Genomic DNA, 18,925 nt, shown 5'->3' with positions numbered 1-18,925 from the left:
AGGATGATTAAACTCACGGAAAGTGAATAATATTAACCAACTTGTTTACGGGAAGAGAAGGTATGGATTTAGTTCAGCTGCGTATGTTCTGTTCCGTCGCCGAGACGGGTTCCCTGGCGCGCGCAGCCGAACAGCTGCATCGCGTTCCCTCTAATCTCACCACGCGGCTGCGCCAGCTGGAAGAAGAATTAGGTGTGGATCTCTTTATTCGTGAGAAGCAGCGCATTCGCCTGTCACCGATGGGCCATAATTTCCTGAATTATGCGCAGCGTATTCTGGCATTAAGCGAAGAAGCGATGAGTATGACGCGCACCGGCGAACCGGCAGGCAACTTTGCGCTGGGCTCTATGGAGAGTACCGCAGCGACCCGCCTGCCTGGTCTGCTCGCCGCCTATCACCAGCGCTTCCCTAAAGTGGCGCTGTCGCTGATTACCGGCACCTCGGGCGAAATTATTGACCGGGTCCGCGAAGGCACCCTGGCTGCCGCGCTGGTGGATGGGCCGGTTTCCCATGACGATCTGAATGGCTGCATCGCGTTTCGCGAGGAGATGGTGTTGATCACCGGGCTGGATCACGCGCCTATTACCACGGCGCGCGATGTGCAGGACGACACCCTGTTTGCCTTCCGCAACAGCTGCTCTTACCGGGTGAAGCTGGAGAGCTGGTATCGCGACAGCCAGACCGCGCCCGACAACGTGATGGAGATTCAGTCCTATCACGCCATGCTGGCCTGCGTGGCGGGCGGCGCAGGCGTTGCGATGATCCCGGCATCGGTGCTGAAGCAGATGGCAGACCGATCGCGGGTACAGGCGCATACCTTACCCGCCGCTTATCGCGATACCGCCACCTGGCTGATGTGGCGACGCGACGCCTTTACCCCCAATGTCGAAGCGCTGAAATACCTGATTATTGAACAGTTTGACGATCGTCCGCTTAACGATGAGCTGATTCACCCATTACAGGCGGCGGAATAAGCGTTCCACGCTATGTTTAAACCATAACCACACGACGCCATCGCGCGTCAAAATCTGACTGGAAGAGGGATTGCATGAACATGATCAAAACCCGTGCCGCTGTTGCCTGGGCCGCTGGCGAACCGCTGAAAATCGAAGAAGTGGATTTGATGCCACCGCAAAAAGGCGAAGTGCTGGTGCGCATTGTCGCGACCGGTGTCTGTCATACCGACGCCTATACCCTCTCCGGCACTGACCCGGAAGGCGTTTTCCCGGCGATTCTCGGCCATGAAGGCGGCGGCATCGTGGAAGCCGTGGGCGAAGGCGTGACCAGCGTAGAAGTGGGTGACCATGTCATTCCGCTTTACACGCCAGAGTGTGGCAAATGTAAATATTGTCTCTCGGGCAAAACTAACCTCTGTCAGGCGATCCGAACCACCCAGGGTAAAGGTCTGATGCCGGACGGCACCACCCGCTTCTTCAAAGATGGTAAACCGATTTTCCACTATATGGGCACCTCGACCTTCTCTGAATACACCGTCATCCCGGAGATCTCACTGGCGAAAATCAGTAAAGAAGCGCCGCTGGAAGAAGTTTGCCTGCTGGGCTGTGGCGTCACCACCGGCATGGGCGCGGTAATGAACACCGCCAAAGTGAAAGAAGGCGACACCGTCGCAATCTTCGGTCTCGGCGGCATCGGTCTGTCTGCGGTCATCGGCGCCAAAATGGCGAAAGCCGGACGCATCATCGCAATCGACCTCAACACCAGCAAATTCGATCTGGCGCGCAAACTGGGTGCCACCGATCTGATTAACCCGAAAGATTACGATAGGCCGATTCAGGATGTGATTGTCGAGCTGACCGACGGCGGCGTGGACTTCTCGTTTGAATGCATCGGTAACGTCAACGTAATGCGCTCTGCGCTGGAGTGCTGCCACAAAGGCTGGGGCGAGTCTGTGATTATCGGCGTCGCGGGTGCCGGTGAAGAGATCTCTACCCGTCCGTTCCAGCTGGTGACCGGTCGCGTCTGGCGCGGTTCCGCCTTTGGTGGCGTGAAAGGCCGTTCACAGCTGCCGGGCATTGTGCAGGATTACCTTGATGGTAAGTTTGCCCTGAACGACTTCATCACCCACACCATGCCGCTGGAAGAGATCAACGACGCCTTTGATTTGATGCACGAAGGAAAATCGATTCGCTCGGTCGTGCATTTTAACAAATAATCAGGAGGCGTTATGGCATCCACTCTGGAGCTACTGGAAGAACACCGTATTTTTGGCGGCTGGCAGCAGCGCTGGCGTCATCAGTCGGCCGTGCTGAACTGCCCGATGACCTTCAGCATCTATCTGCCTGAGCCGCACGGTGATGCGCCGCCGCCGGTGGTCTGGTTTCTGGCCGGGCTGACCTGCAACGATGAGAACTTTACTACCAAAGCGGGCGCGCAGCGCGTGGCGGCGGAGCTGGGTCTGGTGCTGATTATGCCGGATACCAGCCCGCGCGGCGAAGGCGTTGCCAACGATGAGGGCTACGATCTGGGTCAGGGCGCGGGATTTTATCTCAATGCCACTCAGCAACCCTGGGCCACGCATTTCCGCATGTTCGACTATCTGAGCAGCGAGCTGCCCGCCCTGATTGCCGACAACTTCAAGGTCAGTGAACGTCAGTCGATCATGGGTCACTCCATGGGCGGACACGGCGCGCTGATGCTGGCGCTGCGTCTGGGTAACCGCTTTGCCTCGGCGTCTGCGTTTGCGCCGATTGTGAACCCGATGCAGGTGCCGTGGGGCCAGAAAGCGTTTCAGGCCTATCTGGGCGATGACCAGGCAGCGTGGCGGGAATATGACAGCTGCCAGCTGATGGCGGAGGTGTCGCATCGTCTGCCAGTCCTGATCGATCAGGGCGACAGCGATCAGTTCCTGGCCGATCAGCTGCAACCGGAGCGGTTAGAGGAGATCGCCAGAGAAGTCGGTTTCCCGCTGACGCTGCGTATTCAGCCGGGTTATGACCATAGCTACTTCTTTATCGCCAGCTTCGTGGAAGATCATCTGCGCTTCCATGCACAGCATCTGCTGGCGTAAATAATCAGGGCCGCAATTGCGGCCCTGAACTTTTGTGCATCCTGTACTGCCGCAAACGCTGGCTCAAGGCCAGCCCGATTCTCAGACCAGTGCCGGTCCGGTCAGCCCGTCGATCATCACCTGCGGAATGCCGCGCGAACAGTGTTCGATACGACCATTGACGCCATACACTTTAGCCAGCGTAGCCGGCGTGATCACCTTATCCGGCTGCCCTTCCGCTACCAGCGCGCCCTGCTTCAGCATCAGCGCGTGTTGCGCATGACGCAGCGCGATGTTGATGTCATGCACCACCACCACCGTCACGATGTTGCGCTGGGCTGTTTCGCGGCGGACCAGATCCATCACGTGGAACTGGTAATTGAGGTCCAGCGCGCTCAGCGGTTCATCCAGCAGCAGCAGCTTAGGGCGACGGATCAGTGACTGTGCCAGCCCGACCAGCTGCTTCTGACCACCGGAGAGCTGGTCGAGGTAACGCATCGCGAGATGCGCAATCCCCAGCTGTTCAAGCAGATGCATGATTTCCGCTTCGCTGCTGGCGCTGTGCAGCCCACCGGAGGCACGCTGCGCCACGATGATCGACTCCAGCACATGCAGATGCACGCCCGCAGGCAGCGACTGCGGCAGATAGACCACATTCTTCGCGCGACGGGCAAACGGCTGGGTCATCAGATCTTCGCCATTGAGCCACATCTCACCCTGACCTTTATTCAGTCCGGCCAGCGCACGCAGCAGTGTCGATTTACCGCAGCCATTCGGTCCGAGCAATACGGTAATTTCCCCGCGTGGCAGCGGCGCCACGTTGAGATTTTCAATGACTTTATGTTTGGGATAACCGGCACTGAAGCCGCGTAACGTCAGACCCTGTTCCATCACACTGTCCCCCGATGACGCAGAATAATACTCAGGAAGAACGGCACGCCAATCAGTGAGGTGACAATGCCGACCGGGATGATCACACCGGGGAGCAGGTTTTTCGAGGCGACCGACGCCAGCGATAGCACCAGCGCACCAACCAGCGCACTGGCGGGCAGATAGAAGCGGTGATCTTCACCAAACATCATGCGGGCAATATGCGGCGCGACAAGACCGATGAAGCCGATTGGGCCAACAAACGCCACGGCCAGCGCCGAGAGAATGCTGATACGCAGCAGGGTGGTAAGGCGCAGACGACGTACATCAATACCAAAGCTCACCGCACGATCTTCACCCAGACGCAGCGCCGTCAGCTTCCAACTGCTCATCATTGAGAACGGCACCAGAATGGCCAGCGCGACGGTTAATACGCCCAGCTTCTCCCAGGAAGCACGCGCCAGGCTGCCCATGGTCCAGAACACCAGACCCTGCAGGGTGTCTTCGCTGGCGATGAACTGCATCATTGAGACCAGCGCATTAAAGGTAAAGACCAGCGCAATACCGAACAGGACTACGCCCGCCGATGAAACCTGCGTCCAGCGGGTCACGGCATCCAGCATCAGCGCGGCAAACAGCGCAAAGACAAAGGCGTTGGCAGAGATTAACCACTGATCAGGAATGCCGGGGATACCCACACCGAGGATGATCGCCAGTGCAGCACCAAACGCCGCCGCCGAGGAGACACCCAGCGTAAAGGGGCTGGCCAGCGGGTTGTTCAGGATGGTCTGCATCTCTGCACCTGCCAGGCCCAGCGACAGCCCTACCACCAGCGCCATCAGCGCATAGGGTAAACGAATGTCCCAGACGATAACGCGGGTGCCGGCATCCACGCTATCGGGGCTGAGCAGCGTATTCCACAGCGTTTCAAGTGAGAGTCCGGCCGGACCCAGCGTGAAGTCGAGGATCAGCGAGGCGACAATGGCCACCAGTAATACGCCAATCCAGATCAGGCGACGGCGCAGCACCTGATGGTAATTTTGCATGGTGTGGTGAAGCGTCTCTTCCCCCGCCAGCAGCGAAGTTTCGGTAGTCATGTTTGAACCCTGTGTGGCTATCACGTCAGAAAACGCAGCCACAATAGTGCAGGTGATAATAATTATCAATTCGTGAAGGTAAGCGAGACGTGAAAAAAGGGTAAAAAACGGTGTTGATATGGGCAGGATACCGGCAGATACAGCGCGTTGAGGTTGCAGATGGGGCACTTGCTCAGGGAGCATACGTCTTTCGCAAAGACGCAAAAACGCCATCCCTGGCATGCTCAGCGCAGGCCATCCCTGGCCCGCTATGCTTTGCTTCAGACGTATGCTCCCATCGCTCTAAGGCCGGGAGCAGCCTCAACGCGCTGTGTCAGGCACCTGACTCAACAGCGCAAGCGCACAGAGCTAATCTTTATGAACCGGGAAATCCATCTCGCTGTACTTCACGAAACGGCTGCCGCGCGTCAGCTTGTAACCAAACCAGATAATCAGGAACAGCGGAAGACCGATATAGGTTGCCGCTACGCCATACCAGTCGATGCTGTCGTTGAGGAAGGCCTGATAGTTCTGACCCAGCGTGATGATCAGGCAGAGCACAAAGGCAAAAATCGGTCCCAGCGGGAAGAAGCCGGAACGGTATGGCAGATCGTTCAGATCACGTCCCTGGGCGACATAACCGCGACGGAAGCGATAGTGACTGATGGCAATACCCAGCCAGGCGATAAAACCGGTCATGCCAGAGGTGTTCAGCAGCCACAGATAAACTTCCTGATTGCCAAATTTTGAGGTCAGGAAGCACAGCCCGGCCACGACGGTCGTCGCCCATAAGGCATTGCGCGGCACGCCGCCCTTAGAGAGCTTCGCGAAAATGCGCGGCGCTTTACCTTCAGAGGCCAGGTTGTACAGCATGCGCGTTGAGGCATACATACCGGAGTTACCGGCAGACAGCACCGCCGTCAGGATCACCGCATTCATCACCGCTGCCGCAGAGAGCAGACCCGCGTTGCGGAACACCAGAGTGAATGGGCTGACGCTGATATCGTCAATGTCGTTGTGCAGTAATTGCGGATCGGTATACGGCAGAATCAGGCTGATAATCAGGATGGCGAACACATAGAACAGCAGGATACGCCAGAAAATCTGCCGCACGGCACGCGGAATATTTTTTGCCGGGTCTTCAGATTCGCCCGCCGCGATACCGATCAGCTCGGTGCCCTGGAAGGAGAATCCCACAATCATCGCCACGCCAATCATCGCCGCAAAGCCGCCCGCAAATGGCGCATCGCCCACCTGCCAGTTCTGCCAGCCCGCATGCTCCGCACCGCGCATGATGCCGGTGATCATCAGCACGCCCACGATGATAAAGATAATGACGGTGGCCACTTTAATCAGCGAGAACCAGTACTCCGCCTCGCCAAAACCTTTTACTGAGATGTAGTTAAGCAGGAATATCAGTCCCAGGAACAGCGCGCTCCAGATCCAGCCCGGCGTGTCGGGGAACCAGTAGGTCATTACCAGCTGGGACGCCACCAGGTCAACCGCGATGGTCACCGCCCAGTTGTACCAGTAGTTCCAGCCGAGTGCGAAACCAAAGCCCTCTTCGACATATTTTGCGCCGTAGGTGGCGAAAGAACCGGATACGGGCATGAAGGCTGCCAGCTCACCGAGACTGGTCATCAGGAAGTAGACCATCAGGCCGATCAGCATGTAGGAGAGCAGTGCCCCGCCGGGGCCAGCCTGAGCAATGGTAGCGCCGGAGGCGACAAACAGGCCGGTACCGATGGAGCCGCCGATGGCGATCATCGTCAGATGACGGGCTTTTAACGCACGTCGTAATGCAGGTTGTTGTGTTGTTTTTGAGTCATTATGCATGTGTTAACGCTACGCTGGGTAAAAATGAGGCGCGATTGTAGCAGCCAGACCGCCTCTGTATAGCTGATGCCATGCTGTTATAAGTTAAGTTCATGATCGCGCCCGAATTATTAGCAATCACTCACGACAATAGGACAAAAAGCGCGTCAGTGCCTTTGAAATATGCTTCTGCCGATGATGGATGCGATAGAGCGTCCGGGTCAGACGCGGCAACGGAATCGTCAGTTCTGTCAGCGTCCCCGCCTCCAGCAAATCGGCAATCACCCGGCGCGAAAGACAGCTGATGCCCATGCCGTGCCGCACGGCATGCTTGATCGCTTCGGAGTTGCCCAGCTCCATACCCAGTTGAAAACTCGGCAGGTGAGACAGCAGCAGATAGTCGACGATTTCCCGGGTGCCGGATCCGCGTTCGCGCAGGATCCACGGCGCTTCTGCCAGGGTTTTCAGCGTCACCGGCTGTTGCAAAATCGCGGCATCGGGCGCGGCAAACACCACCAGCTCATCTTCCAGCCAGGGTTCGCTGACCAGTTCGGTCATATGGCACGGCCCTTCAATCAGGCCGACATCCACGCGAAAATCGGAAACCGCCTGAATCACATCCTGACTGTTGCCGACGCTCAGCTCCAGCGGCAGACCGGGAAAATCGCGACGATAGGCCGCCATCATGCCCGGCAGCAGATAGTTACCAATGGTGCTGCTGGCGAAGATGCGGATCGCGCCGTTATCCTCTTTAAACAGCTGCTCAATTTCGCCCGCCTGCTCCAGCAACCCGACCGCACGCGGATAGAGCAGTCGCCCATGCTCATTCAGTACCAGCCGTTTGCCGACCCGATCAAACAGCTGTACCCCGAGCTGACTCTCCAGATCGGCCAGCGCCGCGCTGACCGCCGACTGCGACAGCGCCAGCAGTTGCGACGCCTGAGTGGTAGAGCCGCTCTTCAGCACTTCGGTGAACACTTCGATTTGCCGCAGCGTAATGTGCATCGTCGCCTCTTAACTCAGTGAGTGCCTGACAAGGTAAATGATTAACGCCAGCCAGATCAGCCCGATGACTACCAGCCAGCCTGCCATCTTTTTGCCGCGCGAACGCTGGGACTGCGCCCGCTCGCTGCTGGTGATGCGCACCTCTCGCGGCAGCAGACGCAACAGGATCATGACGCCTGTGGGAATAATCACCGCGTCATCCAGCAGACCGACAAACGGGATCACATCCGGGATGAGATCGATCGGGCTGACCCCATAAGCAACCAGCCCCAGCATGCCCAGCTTGTTCCACCAGGGCGTGCGCGGATCGCGAAAGGCGAACCACAGCACGAACATATCTTTTTTGATCAGCGTCGCCCAGCGGCGCAGACGCGAAACTATCATGATTGCTGCCTTATCGTTTATTCTGGTCAATTATAAATATATTATCAATTTCACTTTTAAGCCAGTCGCCCTCATGATCATGACTCAACCACGAGGAGTGACACCATGACCGAACTGAGCATCCCTAAAACGCATCATCCCGTTGCGCTCTGGTTCCCTGGTCTGCTGCTGACTGCCGCGATTGCCGGGGCTGCCAGCTGGCTGGCGCAGCAACCGGCAATTGCAGCAGCAGGGCTGGGTTCACTGACCCTGGCGATTATGCTGGGCATCCTGGTCGGTAATAGCATTTATATGCCGCTGGCGTCGCGCTGCGACAGCGGCGTGGTGCTGGCTAAGCAGAAGCTGCTGCGGCTGGGGATCATCCTGTTTGGCTTTCGCATTACTTTACAGCAGATCGCTGACGTCGGTTTCAGCGGCATCCTGATTGATGCGCTGACGCTGAGCAGCACCTTCTTAGTGACCTGCCTGCTGGGCATCCGGCTGCTGAAGCTGGATCGCGATACCGTCTGGCTGATTGGTGCAGGCAGCAGTATCTGCGGTGCGGCGGCCGTACTGGCGACCGAGCCGGTGGTGAAAGCCGCGCCATCGAAAGTTGCGGTGGCTATCGCGACTGTGGTGCTGTTCGGCACGCTGGCCATCTTTATCTATCCGCTGCTGTGGCCGCTGGCGCATCACCTGTTTCCGGGGCTGAGTGCCGCACAGTTTGGGGTATTCACTGGCTCAACCATTCATGAAGTGGCGCAGGTCGTGGCCGCCGGGCACAGTATCAGCCCGGAGGCTGAGAACAGCGCCGTGATTGCCAAAATGCTGCGGGTAATGATGCTGGCGCCGTTCCTGCTCTGCCTGAGTGCGGTAATCCGCGGCAAACGCAACGCGAGCCAGGCGCGTCAGCCGGTGACCTTTCCCTGGTTCGCCCTGCTGTTTATCGCGGTCGCGCTGTTTAACTCGCTGCAACTGTTGCCTGCGGCGTTGGTGGCCACGCTGAATGCACTGGCGGGTCTGCTGCTGGCAATGGCGATGGCCGCGCTGGGCTTAACCACCCGTTTTGGCGCGCTGCGTGAGGCTGGCGTTAAACCGTTGCTGCTGGGCGCACTGGTATTTGGCTGGTTAATCGCGGGCGGCGGCACCATCAATCTGCTGGTGCAACATTTCATGGGCTAGCGGCATCGGGTATCATGCCGCTTCACCCGTGCATAGCCCCCAGGAGTAAGGCATGAAATATATTGGCGCACACGTGAGTGCGGCAGGTGGCGTAGATCAGGCCGTGATCCGCGCCCATGAAATAGAAGCCACCGCCTTCGCCCTCTTTACTAAAAATCAGCGTCAGTGGAAGGCCGCCCCGCTCTCCACCGAGGTGATTGATGCTTTTCGCGCCGCCTGCGAGACGTACAAATTCAGTCCGCAGCAAATCCTGCCGCACGACAGTTTTCTGATTAACCTCGGTCATCCGGTTGAAGAGGCGCTGGAGAAATCCCGCGCGGCTTTTATTGATGAACTGCAACGTTGTGATCAGCTCGGCCTGACGCTGCTCAACTTCCATCCCGGCAGCCATCTGCATCAGATTGACGAAGAAGCGTGCCTGAAGCGGATTGCAGAGTCGATTAACATCGCGCTCGATCAGACGCAGAACGTGACCGCCGTGATTGAGAATACCGCCGGTCAGGGCAGTAACCTGGGTTTCCGCTTCGAGCATCTCGCCACCATTATTGAGCATGTCGAAGATAAGACGCGCGTCGGCGTCTGCATTGATACCTGCCATGCATTTGCTGGCGGTTATGACCTGCGCACCGAAGCGGACTGCGAAACGACCTTTGCTGAGTTTGAGCGCATTGTCGGCTTTGACTATCTGCGCGGCATGCACCTGAACGATGCCAAAAGCGCCTTTGACAGTCGCGTTGACCGCCATCACAGTCTGGGTGAAGGGAATATCGGCAAAACGGCGTTTAGCTGGCTGATGAAAGATCCCCGGTTTGATGGTATCCCGTTGATTCTGGAGACCATCAATCCCGATATCTGGAAAGATGAGATTGCCTGGCTGAAAGCCGAGCAACAGGGATAGAAAAAGGGAGCCAGATGGCTCCCTCAGACCGCTGACGAACCGAAAGCCGGTTGAACCTGGCAGCAACGTATTAGCTCAATGCGCAGGGAACAGGGTCAGAGGAGGAAAGCGTCCCGCCGCCCGGATAAAAACGCCGGGAGCGTTTTTGAACAACGCAACGCGTTGGCCCGTTTACGGGCGCACCTCAGGGATGAGGTGCGTAATCGCGCGGGCCGGGCGTACCATGGATGGCGGCTTTTGCGTCTTTCCGATCTGACCGTGTTCCCAGTGCCAGCTCGGTCTCACCGCCACCGTGCCCGACTTTGTCAACTGGAATAACAGGGAGCCATCCGGCTCCCTGTTATTTTTACTTCAGCAGATTAGGCACTTCTGCACATCAGGCTTTCGCCAGCTGCTCTTCCGGACGTTTCAGAACCGCATAGCTCAGACCAGCAATCGCGGTGCCGATGATAATCGCCATCAGATAGCCGACAACCGGGGTGATTGCGCCAGGGATCAGCAGGACAAACAGTCCACCGTGCGGTGCCATCAGTTTCGCGCCAATCGCCATGGAGATCGCGCCGGTAACCGCGCCGCCCACGATGCAGCAAGGCAGTACGCGCATCGGGTCACGGGCAGCGAACGGAATCGCACCTTCAGAGATAAAGCAGAGACCCAGAACCAGTGCCGCTTTACCGCCTTCCTGCTGCCCTTTGTTGAATTTACGACGGGCAACCAGCGTAGCCAGACCCATCGCCAGCGGTGGCACCATACCGGCGGCCATGATGGCGGCCATGGGTGCATACGTCTGCGAACTCAGTAAGCCAACGCCAAATGCGTAAGCCACTTTGTTCACCGGACCACCCATATCGGTACACATCATGCCGCCCAGAATCGCACCCAGCAGGACCGCATTCGCCGTACCCATGTTGGCCAGCCAGTGCGTCAGGCCATTCATGATGCCTGCAACCGGTTTACCCACCACGTAGATCATCAGCAGACCGGTGATCAGGCTGGCAAAGAGCGGAATAATCAGTATCGGTTTCAGCGCTTCCATACTCTGCGGCAGTTTCACCTTGCCGCTGATCAGCTTCGCTGCATAACCGGCAATAAAGCCTGCGATGATACCGCCTAAGAAGCCTGCATTGATGCTGGTGGCGATCATACCGCCAATCAGACCTGGCGTCAGACCCGGGCGGTCAGCAATAGAGAAGGCGATAAAGCCCGCCAGCACCGGTACCATCAGGGCAAAGGCGCTGCCTCCACCGATTTGCATCAGTGCCGCAGCCAGTGTGCCCTGCTCTTTAAAGGCTGTGATACCAAAAGCGAACGACAGGGCGATGCTCAGACCACCCGCGACCACCATCGGCAGCATGTAAGAAACACCGGTCAGCAGGTGACGATAAGCCCCCGCGCCGCCTTTCTTCTCTTCTTCACTGGTATTGCTCTGTCCGGCAGCCGCCGCTTTATACGGCTTCGCTTCTGCTACCGCTTTATCCAGTTCCTGCGCGGTTTTCTTCAGCGCCAGACCGGTCGAGGTGCGGTACATTGGCTTACCGGCAAATTTCGCCAGATCGACTTCGATATCAGCAGCGACGATCACCAGATCGGCAGCAGCCACTTCTTCCGGGGTAATCGCATTCCCAGCCCCTACGGAACCGCGGGTTTCAACTTTCACCCACCAGCCGCGGCGGGTCGCTTCGGCCTGAATCGCCTCGGCAGCCATAAAGGTGTGCGCCACGCCGGTCGGACAGGCGGTAACGGCCACCACGCGTTTCGGCGCGCCAGTCTGAGCCGGTGCCGCAGCAGCAGCGCCAGCCGGTGTGGCCACCGCAGCGGTTGACTGCCAGGTTTTGGCTTCGGCTTTCGCCCGGTTCAGGAAAGTTTCCGGCTCGCGGACTGCCAGCTGGATATCGCCCAGCCAGACCGCTTTACCGTTCAGCGCCGCATCGTCCGGCACGTTTTTGCCCAGCACGATCGCCAGTTCAGCGTCGGCAGGGTTATCAGTCAGAGTCAGGCCCGCAGCAGGTGCGGCCGCAGCCAGACGTTGTTGCGCCATATAAGCGGAAGCCAGTCCCAGTACAGGGTCTTTAATCAGCAGCGTTTTCATTATCGCTCTCCTGCTGTCAGTTAACGGGTTGTAAGTCGACGCGCGCCATCATTGCGGCCAACTGAGTACGATCGGAAACGCCGACATTGCTCTGGCTGACGGCCATTGCCGCCACGGCAGTCGCAAGACGCAGCGTGTGTTCGCTGGATTCGCGCATCAGCAGGCCATAAATCAGGCCGCCAACCATGGAATCACCTGCACCCACGGTGCTGACGACTTCACACACCGGCGGTTTAGCAATCCATTCACCTGAGGCGTTGACCCATAGCGCGCCTTCTGCGCCCAGTGAAATCACCACATGGGCGATACCCTGCTCGCGCAGTTCGTGCGCAGCACCAATCACATCCTGCAGGGTTGGCAGTTTGCGACCGGCCCAGATTTCCAGCTCACGGCGGTTAGGTTTAACCAGCCACGGTGCGGCTTTCAGGCCTGCCACCAGCGCTTCGCGGCTGCTGTCAAAGATGATGCAAGGGCAGTGGGTGCGCAGTTCGGTCATCCAGCGGGTAAAGGCATCGTGATCGACACCTTCCGGCAGGCTGCCGCTGACGCAGACCATATCGAACTGGCCCAGCCAGGTCAGCGAGTCGGTGGTAAAACGATCCCAGTCCTGACCCGTTACCTGAAAACCGGAGAAATTCAGATCGGTAACGTCGCCGGTCTGTTCAGTGAGTTTAACGTTGATACGGGTACGGCCTGGCACCACCTGGAAACGGTTAGCAATGCCCAGCTCGCTGAACAGCTGCTGGAACCCGTCCTGATTCTCTTTACCCAGGAAGCCACCCACGGTGACATCGATACCCAGGTCTTTCAGGACCTTGGCAACGTTGATGCCCTTGCCCGCAGCATGCAGCCCGGTAGTTTTCACCAGGTTCACTTCGCCACGTTCAATTTCAGGGGTATAGCCCACCAGGTCATACGCCGGATTCAGCGTAATGGTGGCGACGCGTCTGCTCATGATGCCCCCTCGCCCAGACCGCTGGTGATCGCTTCTTCAATCGCGTTCAGCGCCTGCTGTGCATCGTCACCGCTGGCAGTGAAGCGCAGGCGATGGCCTTTCTTCACGCCCAGCGCAACCACTTTCATCAGGCTGCGGCCATTGGCAGGTTTACCGCTGCCGTCGAGGTTGGTCACGGTGATGTCGCTGTTGAACTGCTTGATCACGCTGACCAGCGCGGTGCCCGGACGGGCATGCAGGCCATGTTCGTTACGGATGGTGTATTCGGCGGTCAGCACCTCAGCCTGCTCATCGACTTCGCTGGTCAGTAGCGCGTAAACGCCTGTCGCATCAGCTTTCAGCAGACGATCGGCTTTGCCCTGCTGCAGTAATGCGCTGAGGTAGCCCAGCACTTCCAGCGGACGCTCATCGGTCGCCGACACGCTGATTAACAGTGCAGCCTGTTCGCCCTTATGGTCGAAGGCATGTTCAGCGCGACTGATAGCCACGCCGCTGCGCAGGTTGCCGAGGCTGCTGTCGCTGAGCCAGATGCCCTGCCCCAGATTCAGCGGCGTCGTTGAAACCACGTCTGCGACGTAGCTGGCATCCACCACGCCCGCGGACTGCAGCCGACCGGCGTTCATTGCCTGCAGGGTAATCAGATCGCTGGCGGCGACGTTCAGCGTAATTAATGAAGTGTCGAAGCTGAATTCAGCGGCTTGTTTCTCGCCCATCAGCAACGCACGAAGATCTTCAGCAGAGGCGGTTTTAAGCTGTTCGGCAATAGAGTCATCGCTCAGAACATGCGTCAGCTGACGCAGCAGCGCCAGATGTTCATCTGACTTAGCAGCAATCCCGATGGCAACATAGGCGGTCTGATCGTCGCCCCAGGCAATGCCCTGCGGGAACTGGAACACCTGAACACCGGTTTTCAGCACCAGATCGCGGGTATCGGTGGTGCCATGAGGGATGGCGATGCCGTTGCCGAGGAAGGTTGAGGTCTGCTGTTCGCGCGCCAGCATGCCGTTGACGTAGCCTTCCGTCACATTGCCTGCAGCAGTTAACGCGGCAGCGACCTGACGAATGGCCTCTTCTTTGTTCTGGGCGCTGGCTCCGGTATGGATGGCCTGCAATTCGAGCTGGAACATAATTCTCCTCGCTTGCTGAGATTGAATCGTTTCAGCCAGTGGGGATTTTTTTACGCCATGCTGTTGAAAACAGGTGGCGCAGTCACCGCTGAAACGTTTCAGGGATTGTGGTACAGCAACTTTCCATAGGCAAGAAAATGCGCAAATGGCGTAACAGATTTTTGACGTTACGCACATTTCAGGGCGGTTTTGGGGAATAAAAAGTGAACAGGCTGACGCGGTTGCTGTAAAGCAGAGATTACCGGACCAGAAATTTCAGCAGCGTCAGCGCCTCAGAGCGCGGTATCCGCTTCGAGTTGCAACAGCCAGGTCATCGCCTGATGGCGGGAACCGTTGCCCAGGCTTGGTGCCTGAATATTTTTGTAGCGGCCTGTAAGATTACTCTCGCAGCAGCAGCATATGCCTGACCTATACATTTACTGAGGGCTGGCATAAACTGAGTCACTACGTTTATCCAGGCTATTACTGACGCCTGTGTTCGGGCCAGATTTTTAAAGAGGAACGTCCAACATGAGAACCGTCTCTGTATTCAAAAATGGCAATAATCGCGCCATTCGCCTGCCTCGCGACATGGATTTTGAGGGAGTGAGCGAGCTGGAAATTATCAGGGAAGGAGATGCTATTATTCTGCGTCCTGTCAGACCCACATGGCGTTCATTTACCCAGCTTGAGAAAGCTGACTCTGACTTCATGACAGAGCGTGAAGACGTTATCAGCGATGAGGGACGTTTTGACCTGTGAACAACACTTACATGCTCGACACAAATATCTGCTCATTTATTATGCGTGAGCAGCCTGAAGAAGTCATCCGGCGACTGGAACAGGCGGTGCTGCGTAACCACCGGATTGTGGTTTCTGCAATTACTTATGCTGAAATGCGTTTCGGTACGATCGGAAAGAAAGCTTCACCGCGGCATATGCATTTGGTCGATGCATTCTGCGCACGGCTTGATGCTGTACTGTCATGGGACCGTGCAGCGGTAGATACAACCACTGAAATCAAAGCAGCGCTGGCTGCTGTCGGAACGCCCATTGGTCCTAACGACACTGCGATTGCCGGGCATGCTATTGCGGCCAGGGCTATTCTGGTGACCAATAACACAAGCGAGTTTCAACGGGTACCCGGATTGCAGCTGGAAGACTGGGTCAAATAAGCGTCTGGATTCAGTGTAAGCCGTGTGGATCGGTTCTCAGGCGCTTGTGCTGGCTTCAAGCTCAATCAGGTAGGTCATAGCTGAGGTACGATCTGTAAGACACATATCAATAGAAGGTTGCAGACTTCCGCATACTTTCGGCCTTAAATCTGAACCGAAAATCATGCACAAATTTTCATCCGATAACTGAATACATCGGACATTAGCCGGTTTACCCTGCGGCATTCCGGGGATGGGACTTGAGATTGAGGGCGCGATGCAGCATGCACCACAATCAATACGACACTGCATTAATACCTCTCACGCGACCTTCAGAATACAACAGACAGTAACAGAACCTCAGAGGGATCGACACTGTACCCTTCAGCACTTAACTTCCCGCTTTAATCGCTTACCATCAGGCATGCCAGGAATCAGTGAAGAAACAGAGGGCACTGTGCAACCGGCACCGCATTGCATGCTGTGCTCCGGCAGAGAAAGTCGCGGCGACAATAGCAGTCCACCGCGCTAATTACCATGAAAGCCGCGGCCTGACATAAAATTTCGCATCCACGATATTGCCAGTTTTCACCGGCGCGAGTAACGTTGCGCGCACTTCACTCTCAAGATAGCGAGAACAGCAATGCCAAAAGCCAATGAAATCAAAAAAGGGATGGCCGTCACGCACAACGGTAAACTGCTGCTGGTTAAGGACATTGATGTCCAGAGCCCCAGCGCACGCGGTGCCGCCACCCTGTATAAAATGCGCTTTACCGATGTCCGCACCGGTTTAAAAGTCGAAGAACGCTTCAAGGGCGACGAGATTATTGATGCAATTTCGCTCAGCCGCCGCAGCGTGACCTTCTCTTATATAGATGGTGACGAATACATTTTTATGGATGATGAGGATTACACCCCCTACTCCTTTAAACAGGAGCAGATTGAAGAAGAGCTGCTGTTTATCCCTGAAGGCGGCATCCCTGGCATTCACGTACTGACGATGGAAGGTCAGGTGCTGGCACTGGAACTGCCACAAACCGTAGACATGGAAATCGTGGATACCTCTCCCGGCATTAAAGGTGCTTCAGCCAGTGCCCGCACCAAACCAGCCGGCATGAGCACGGGTCTCTCTATCCAGGTGCCGGAATACCTCAGCAATGGTGATCGCATCCGTATCCATATCGCTGAACGCCGCTACATGGGTCGAGCAGACTGACCGGTAGCCTTCTGCCTATCGTGATAATGTTATAGTATTACATTATCACGCTATTCTCTGGCAGGAGTTGGCTTATGACACGCGTTAACCTGATCACCGGCTTTCTGGGTAGCGGCAAAACCACGCTGCTCTGCCATCTGCTGGCCGCCAGGCCCGCCGGGGAAAAGTGGGCAGTGCTGGTCAACGAATTTGGTGAGATCGGGATCGACGGCACCCTGCTGGCCGATCGCGGCGCCACGCTGAAAGAGATCCCCGGCGGCTGCCTGTGTTGCGTGAATGGCCTGCCGATGCAGGTCGGGCTGAATATGCTGCTAAAGAGTAAGCCCGATCGGCTGCTGATTGAGCCCACCGGCCTAGGCCATCCCCGTCAGGTGTTAGAAATGTTAAGTGCGCCGGTTTATCAGGCGTGGTTGCAACTGAATGCCACCCTGACACTGCTGGATGCGCGTCAGCTGGCCGATCCTCGCATCGTTGCGAATGAAAATTTCCGCGATCAGCTCGCGGCTGCCGATATTGTCATCGCCAACAAGCGTGATTGCTGGGATGAAGCGGACCGTCAGCGCCTGGCGGACTGGCACCAGCAGATGCAGCCTCCGCGTCCATTAATACAGTCAGAATTTGGTCAGGTCCCCCTTTCCCTGCTGGATATGCCGTATCAGCCCCGCGATATCCCTCTGCCGCATCATCATCATCCGGCAAATCCCACTAGCGGTCTGACGGCGTTACGTCTGGATGGCGAAGCACGCTGGCGTCGGGCGCTGAATCACGGCCAGGGTTACAGCGCCTGCGGCTGGCTGTTTGATGCTGATACGCTGTTCGACAGCGGCGCACTGCTGGAGTGGGTACGGCAGGCAGCGGTCGATCGTATTAAAGGTGTGATGCGCACGCCAGAAGGCACAATGCGTATTAACTGCCAGGCAAAAGAGTTGCAGAGTGAAACCCTCGCCACACCGCCACCCGATAGCCGCATTGAGATCATCCATTCTCAGCAGGCTGACTGGAATCGGCTACAATCGGCGTTGTTGAAGTGCCGTTTACGCTAAGACAGGTATTGTCGGCGGTTATTTTTTTAAATGAGTTCTGATTATGCGCGCAACCCGCCTTATTACTATCCTGCTGCTTAATGCACTGGGCGTAGTGCTCTTTCTTTCGTGGTATCTGCCGCCAGAACATGGTTTCTGGTTCGGCATTGATAAAACTATATTCTATGGCTTCAACAATCAGATGGTGAGCCATCCGCTGTTCGCACTGATCGTCGCCATCACCAATTTTCGTGGTTTTGATGCGGTGTCATTGCTGGCCATGGGCCTGCTTTATCTGTCGATCTGGCGACGTGAAACGCCACAGGCGCGGCGGCGGATGCTGGCTATCGGCATCACTATGCTGCTCACCGCCGTGGTGCTTAACCAGCTGGGCCACCTGTTGCCGGTGAAACACTCCAGTCCGACGCTGTTCTTCGAGAATGTGCATCGCGTCAGCGAACTGACCGGTATCCCCGCTAAAGATGCCTCGAAAGACAGCTTCCCAGGCGACCACGGTATGATGCTGATTATTTTCGCCTGCTTTATCTGGCGTTATTTTGGTTTTAGCCGTTTTTTAATTGCCACCGCTATTGTGGTGATATTTTCACTGCCGCGCGTCATGGCGGGTGCACACTGGTTTACCGATATTGCCGTCGGTTCAATGTCAGTGATATTAGTGGGGCTGAGCTGGTGGCTATTAACGCCGGCCAGTGACGTGCTGGTTAACTGGTTTTATCGCAAATTACCGGGTAAATATAAGCCCGTGACGTAAATGTTAAGCGCGGACGATTTAATCGCCCTGGTCTTAACCGTCCGCGCTTATAAAAAACAGCCCACCACTATTAGCCTGCTAATTAAATTCACGAAAAGAAAAGGTTATGACCCTGCTGACAGGTTAAATAGCCACCAACACCCTCTGTCAATTAAGAAAACTCCAAAAACAGAGGCTATGCCCTGAATTGACGCCCCTTTCACTGCCTGTTCTCATCATCATTTCACCACAATTGTTGCTAAAGTAGTCAGTGTGTTACGGTTTGATTTCACATCAAAAAAACCTATATGAAATTGATTAAAAGCACTCGCCACGGCGTCTGTAATCAGTTAACCTCAGTCGCAGTGAGGCTACAGCGGCAGAAAATTCGGATTTTTTACCGTTAAAATGTGTCC

At 56.6% G+C, this 18,925-nt stretch carries 19 protein-coding genes; 10 read left to right on the top strand and 9 right to left on the bottom strand.

Going from position 1 to position 18,925, the window contains the following annotated elements; translation table 11 throughout:
• The first annotated feature begins 62 nt into the window (after nt 1-62).
• The 3 genes from IV493_RS05295 to fghA all read left to right on the top strand — a co-directional run bounded on the left by IV493_RS05295 (nt 63) and on the right by fghA (nt 3,028).
• Nucleotides 63-974: a LysR family transcriptional regulator gene (locus IV493_RS05295; protein WP_013358513.1), complete on the top strand. Its 912-nt coding sequence runs from the start codon at nt 63-65 to the stop codon at nt 972-974.
• A gap of 74 nt (nt 975-1,048) precedes the next feature.
• Nucleotides 1,049-2,173 carry an S-(hydroxymethyl)glutathione dehydrogenase/class III alcohol dehydrogenase gene (locus tag IV493_RS05290; protein WP_195857840.1) on the top strand — a complete coding sequence of 375 codons (1,125 nt, stop codon included), beginning with the start codon at nt 1,049-1,051 and terminating at the stop codon, nt 2,171-2,173.
• A gap of 12 nt (nt 2,174-2,185) precedes the next feature.
• A complete protein-coding gene (gene fghA, locus IV493_RS05285; protein WP_013358515.1) occupies nt 2,186-3,028 on the top strand; it encodes an S-formylglutathione hydrolase in 843 nt (280 codons plus the stop codon).
• Between the two features lie 81 nt (nt 3,029-3,109).
• Here fghA and IV493_RS05280 read toward each other — a convergent pair whose 3' ends face one another.
• The 5 genes from IV493_RS05280 to IV493_RS05260 all read right to left on the bottom strand — a co-directional run bounded on the left by IV493_RS05280 (nt 3,110) and on the right by IV493_RS05260 (nt 8,157).
• Nucleotides 3,110-3,898 (bottom strand): ABC transporter ATP-binding protein, encoded by a 789-nt coding sequence (locus tag IV493_RS05280; protein ID WP_033783692.1) that lies wholly within the window; start codon nt 3,896-3,898, stop codon nt 3,110-3,112.
• Nucleotides 3,898-4,974 (bottom strand): iron ABC transporter permease, encoded by a 1,077-nt coding sequence (locus tag IV493_RS05275; protein ID WP_033783695.1) that lies wholly within the window; start codon nt 4,972-4,974, stop codon nt 3,898-3,900. Before IV493_RS05275 ends, IV493_RS05280 begins: the two co-directional genes overlap by 1 nt.
• A 348-nt stretch (nt 4,975-5,322) precedes the next feature.
• The gene (locus tag IV493_RS05270; protein ID WP_013358517.1) at nt 5,323-6,789 is read right to left on the bottom strand and encodes an amino acid permease; all 1,467 of its coding nucleotides are present in this window, start codon (nt 6,787-6,789) and stop codon (nt 5,323-5,325) included.
• Nucleotides 6,790-6,906: 117 nt separating this feature from the next.
• Complete coding sequence (gene yieE / locus IV493_RS05265; RefSeq protein ID WP_003854133.1) at nt 6,907-7,773, bottom strand: DNA-binding transcriptional regulator YeiE; 867 nt, start codon at nt 7,771-7,773, stop codon at nt 6,907-6,909.
• A gap of 9 nt (nt 7,774-7,782) precedes the next feature.
• Nucleotides 7,783-8,157, bottom strand: coding sequence for a YkvA family protein (locus IV493_RS05260; protein ID WP_107319948.1), 375 nt, complete (start codon nt 8,155-8,157; stop codon nt 7,783-7,785).
• 105 nt (nt 8,158-8,262) lie between these two features.
• Between IV493_RS05260 and IV493_RS05255 the strand changes: the two genes are divergently transcribed.
• Together IV493_RS05255 and nfo are read left to right on the top strand one after the other, a co-directional pair.
• A complete protein-coding gene (locus IV493_RS05255; protein WP_110330654.1) occupies nt 8,263-9,318 on the top strand; it encodes a YeiH family protein in 1,056 nt (351 codons plus the stop codon).
• Nucleotides 9,319-9,370: 52 nt separating this feature from the next.
• A complete protein-coding gene (gene nfo / locus IV493_RS05250; protein WP_195857839.1) occupies nt 9,371-10,216 on the top strand; it encodes a deoxyribonuclease IV in 846 nt (281 codons plus the stop codon).
• A gap of 376 nt (nt 10,217-10,592) precedes the next feature.
• On the opposite strand, the gene fruA is transcribed toward nfo, so the two are convergent.
• The 3 genes from fruA to fruB are packed head-to-tail and all read right to left on the bottom strand — an operon-like array spanning nt 10,593 to nt 14,387.
• Nucleotides 10,593-12,305, bottom strand: coding sequence for a PTS fructose transporter subunit IIBC (fruA, locus tag IV493_RS05245; RefSeq protein ID WP_013358522.1), 1,713 nt, complete (start codon nt 12,303-12,305; stop codon nt 10,593-10,595).
• A 16-nt stretch (nt 12,306-12,321) separates the two neighbouring features.
• Entirely contained in the window at nt 12,322-13,260 is a 939-nt protein-coding gene (gene fruK / locus IV493_RS05240) for a 1-phosphofructokinase (RefSeq protein WP_033733296.1), read from the bottom strand.
• Complete coding sequence (gene fruB / locus IV493_RS05235) at nt 13,257-14,387, bottom strand: fused PTS fructose transporter subunit IIA/HPr protein (protein WP_195857838.1); 1,131 nt, start codon at nt 14,385-14,387, stop codon at nt 13,257-13,259. The genes fruK and fruB overlap by 4 nt, the downstream gene beginning before the upstream one ends.
• 510 nt (nt 14,388-14,897) lie before the next feature.
• On the opposite strand from fruB, the gene vapB reads away from it, so the two are divergent.
• Together vapB and IV493_RS05225 are read left to right on the top strand one after the other, a co-directional pair.
• Nucleotides 14,898-15,128, top strand: coding sequence for a type II toxin-antitoxin system VapB family antitoxin (vapB, locus tag IV493_RS05230; protein WP_013358526.1), 231 nt, complete (start codon nt 14,898-14,900; stop codon nt 15,126-15,128).
• Nucleotides 15,125-15,541, top strand: coding sequence for a type II toxin-antitoxin system VapC family toxin (locus IV493_RS05225; RefSeq protein ID WP_195857837.1), 417 nt, complete (start codon nt 15,125-15,127; stop codon nt 15,539-15,541). Before vapB ends, IV493_RS05225 begins: the two co-directional genes overlap by 4 nt.
• Before the next feature lie 36 nt (nt 15,542-15,577).
• On the opposite strand, the gene IV493_RS05220 is transcribed toward IV493_RS05225, so the two are convergent.
• Nucleotides 15,578-15,832 (bottom strand): YkgJ family cysteine cluster protein, encoded by a 255-nt coding sequence (locus tag IV493_RS05220; RefSeq protein WP_071822187.1) that lies wholly within the window; start codon nt 15,830-15,832, stop codon nt 15,578-15,580.
• Between the two features lie 331 nt (nt 15,833-16,163).
• Between IV493_RS05220 and yeiP the strand changes: the two genes are divergently transcribed.
• The 3 genes from yeiP to IV493_RS05205 all read left to right on the top strand — a co-directional run bounded on the left by yeiP (nt 16,164) and on the right by IV493_RS05205 (nt 18,530).
• Nucleotides 16,164-16,736 (top strand): elongation factor P-like protein YeiP, encoded by a 573-nt coding sequence (yeiP, locus tag IV493_RS05215; protein ID WP_003854146.1) that lies wholly within the window; start codon nt 16,164-16,166, stop codon nt 16,734-16,736.
• A 74-nt stretch (nt 16,737-16,810) separates the two neighbouring features.
• Nucleotides 16,811-17,779, top strand: coding sequence for a GTP-binding protein (locus tag IV493_RS05210; RefSeq protein WP_195857836.1), 969 nt, complete (start codon nt 16,811-16,813; stop codon nt 17,777-17,779).
• Between the two features lie 43 nt (nt 17,780-17,822).
• Nucleotides 17,823-18,530 (top strand): phosphatase PAP2 family protein, encoded by a 708-nt coding sequence (locus IV493_RS05205; RefSeq protein ID WP_013358529.1) that lies wholly within the window; start codon nt 17,823-17,825, stop codon nt 18,528-18,530.
• Nucleotides 18,531-18,925 lie beyond the last annotated feature (395 nt).

Origin of the sequence: Pantoea sp. SM3640 (assembly GCF_015654165.1) — a bacterium.
GTDB classification, from domain to species: Bacteria; Pseudomonadota; Gammaproteobacteria; order Enterobacterales; family Enterobacteriaceae; genus Pantoea; species Pantoea vagans.
This window is presented reverse-complemented; position numbering and strand designations above follow the sequence as displayed.

What these genes read in the sequence shown, in the direction of transcription:
- IV493_RS05295 (WP_013358513.1), top strand. Translation starts at nt 63, where the DNA reads ATGGATTTAGTTCAGCTGCGTATGTTCTGTTCCGTCGCCGAGACGGGT.
- IV493_RS05290 (WP_195857840.1), top strand. Translation starts at nt 1,049, where the DNA reads ATGAACATGATCAAAACCCGTGCCGCTGTTGCCTGGGCCGCTGGCGAA.
- fghA (WP_013358515.1), top strand. Translation starts at nt 2,186, where the DNA reads ATGGCATCCACTCTGGAGCTACTGGAAGAACACCGTATTTTTGGCGGC.
- IV493_RS05280 (WP_033783692.1), bottom strand. Translation starts at nt 3,898, where the DNA reads ATGGAACAGGGTCTGACGTTACGCGGCTTCAGTGCCGGTTATCCCAAA.
- IV493_RS05275 (WP_033783695.1), bottom strand. Translation starts at nt 4,974, where the DNA reads ATGACTACCGAAACTTCGCTGCTGGCGGGGGAAGAGACGCTTCACCAC.
- IV493_RS05270 (WP_013358517.1), bottom strand. Translation starts at nt 6,789, where the DNA reads ATGCATAATGACTCAAAAACAACACAACAACCTGCATTACGACGTGCG.
- yieE (WP_003854133.1), bottom strand. Translation starts at nt 7,773, where the DNA reads ATGCACATTACGCTGCGGCAAATCGAAGTGTTCACCGAAGTGCTGAAG.
- IV493_RS05260 (WP_107319948.1), bottom strand. Translation starts at nt 8,157, where the DNA reads ATGATAGTTTCGCGTCTGCGCCGCTGGGCGACGCTGATCAAAAAAGAT.
- IV493_RS05255 (WP_110330654.1), top strand. Translation starts at nt 8,263, where the DNA reads ATGACCGAACTGAGCATCCCTAAAACGCATCATCCCGTTGCGCTCTGG.
- nfo (WP_195857839.1), top strand. Translation starts at nt 9,371, where the DNA reads ATGAAATATATTGGCGCACACGTGAGTGCGGCAGGTGGCGTAGATCAG.
- fruA (WP_013358522.1), bottom strand. Translation starts at nt 12,305, where the DNA reads ATGAAAACGCTGCTGATTAAAGACCCTGTACTGGGACTGGCTTCCGCT.
- fruK (WP_033733296.1), bottom strand. Translation starts at nt 13,260, where the DNA reads ATGAGCAGACGCGTCGCCACCATTACGCTGAATCCGGCGTATGACCTG.
- fruB (WP_195857838.1), bottom strand. Translation starts at nt 14,387, where the DNA reads ATGTTCCAGCTCGAATTGCAGGCCATCCATACCGGAGCCAGCGCCCAG.
- vapB (WP_013358526.1), top strand. Translation starts at nt 14,898, where the DNA reads ATGAGAACCGTCTCTGTATTCAAAAATGGCAATAATCGCGCCATTCGC.
- IV493_RS05220 (WP_071822187.1), bottom strand. Translation starts at nt 15,832, where the DNA reads ATGCAGTGTCGTATTGATTGTGGTGCATGCTGCATCGCGCCCTCAATC.
- yeiP (WP_003854146.1), top strand. Translation starts at nt 16,164, where the DNA reads ATGCCAAAAGCCAATGAAATCAAAAAAGGGATGGCCGTCACGCACAAC.
- IV493_RS05210 (WP_195857836.1), top strand. Translation starts at nt 16,811, where the DNA reads ATGACACGCGTTAACCTGATCACCGGCTTTCTGGGTAGCGGCAAAACC.
- IV493_RS05205 (WP_013358529.1), top strand. Translation starts at nt 17,823, where the DNA reads ATGCGCGCAACCCGCCTTATTACTATCCTGCTGCTTAATGCACTGGGC.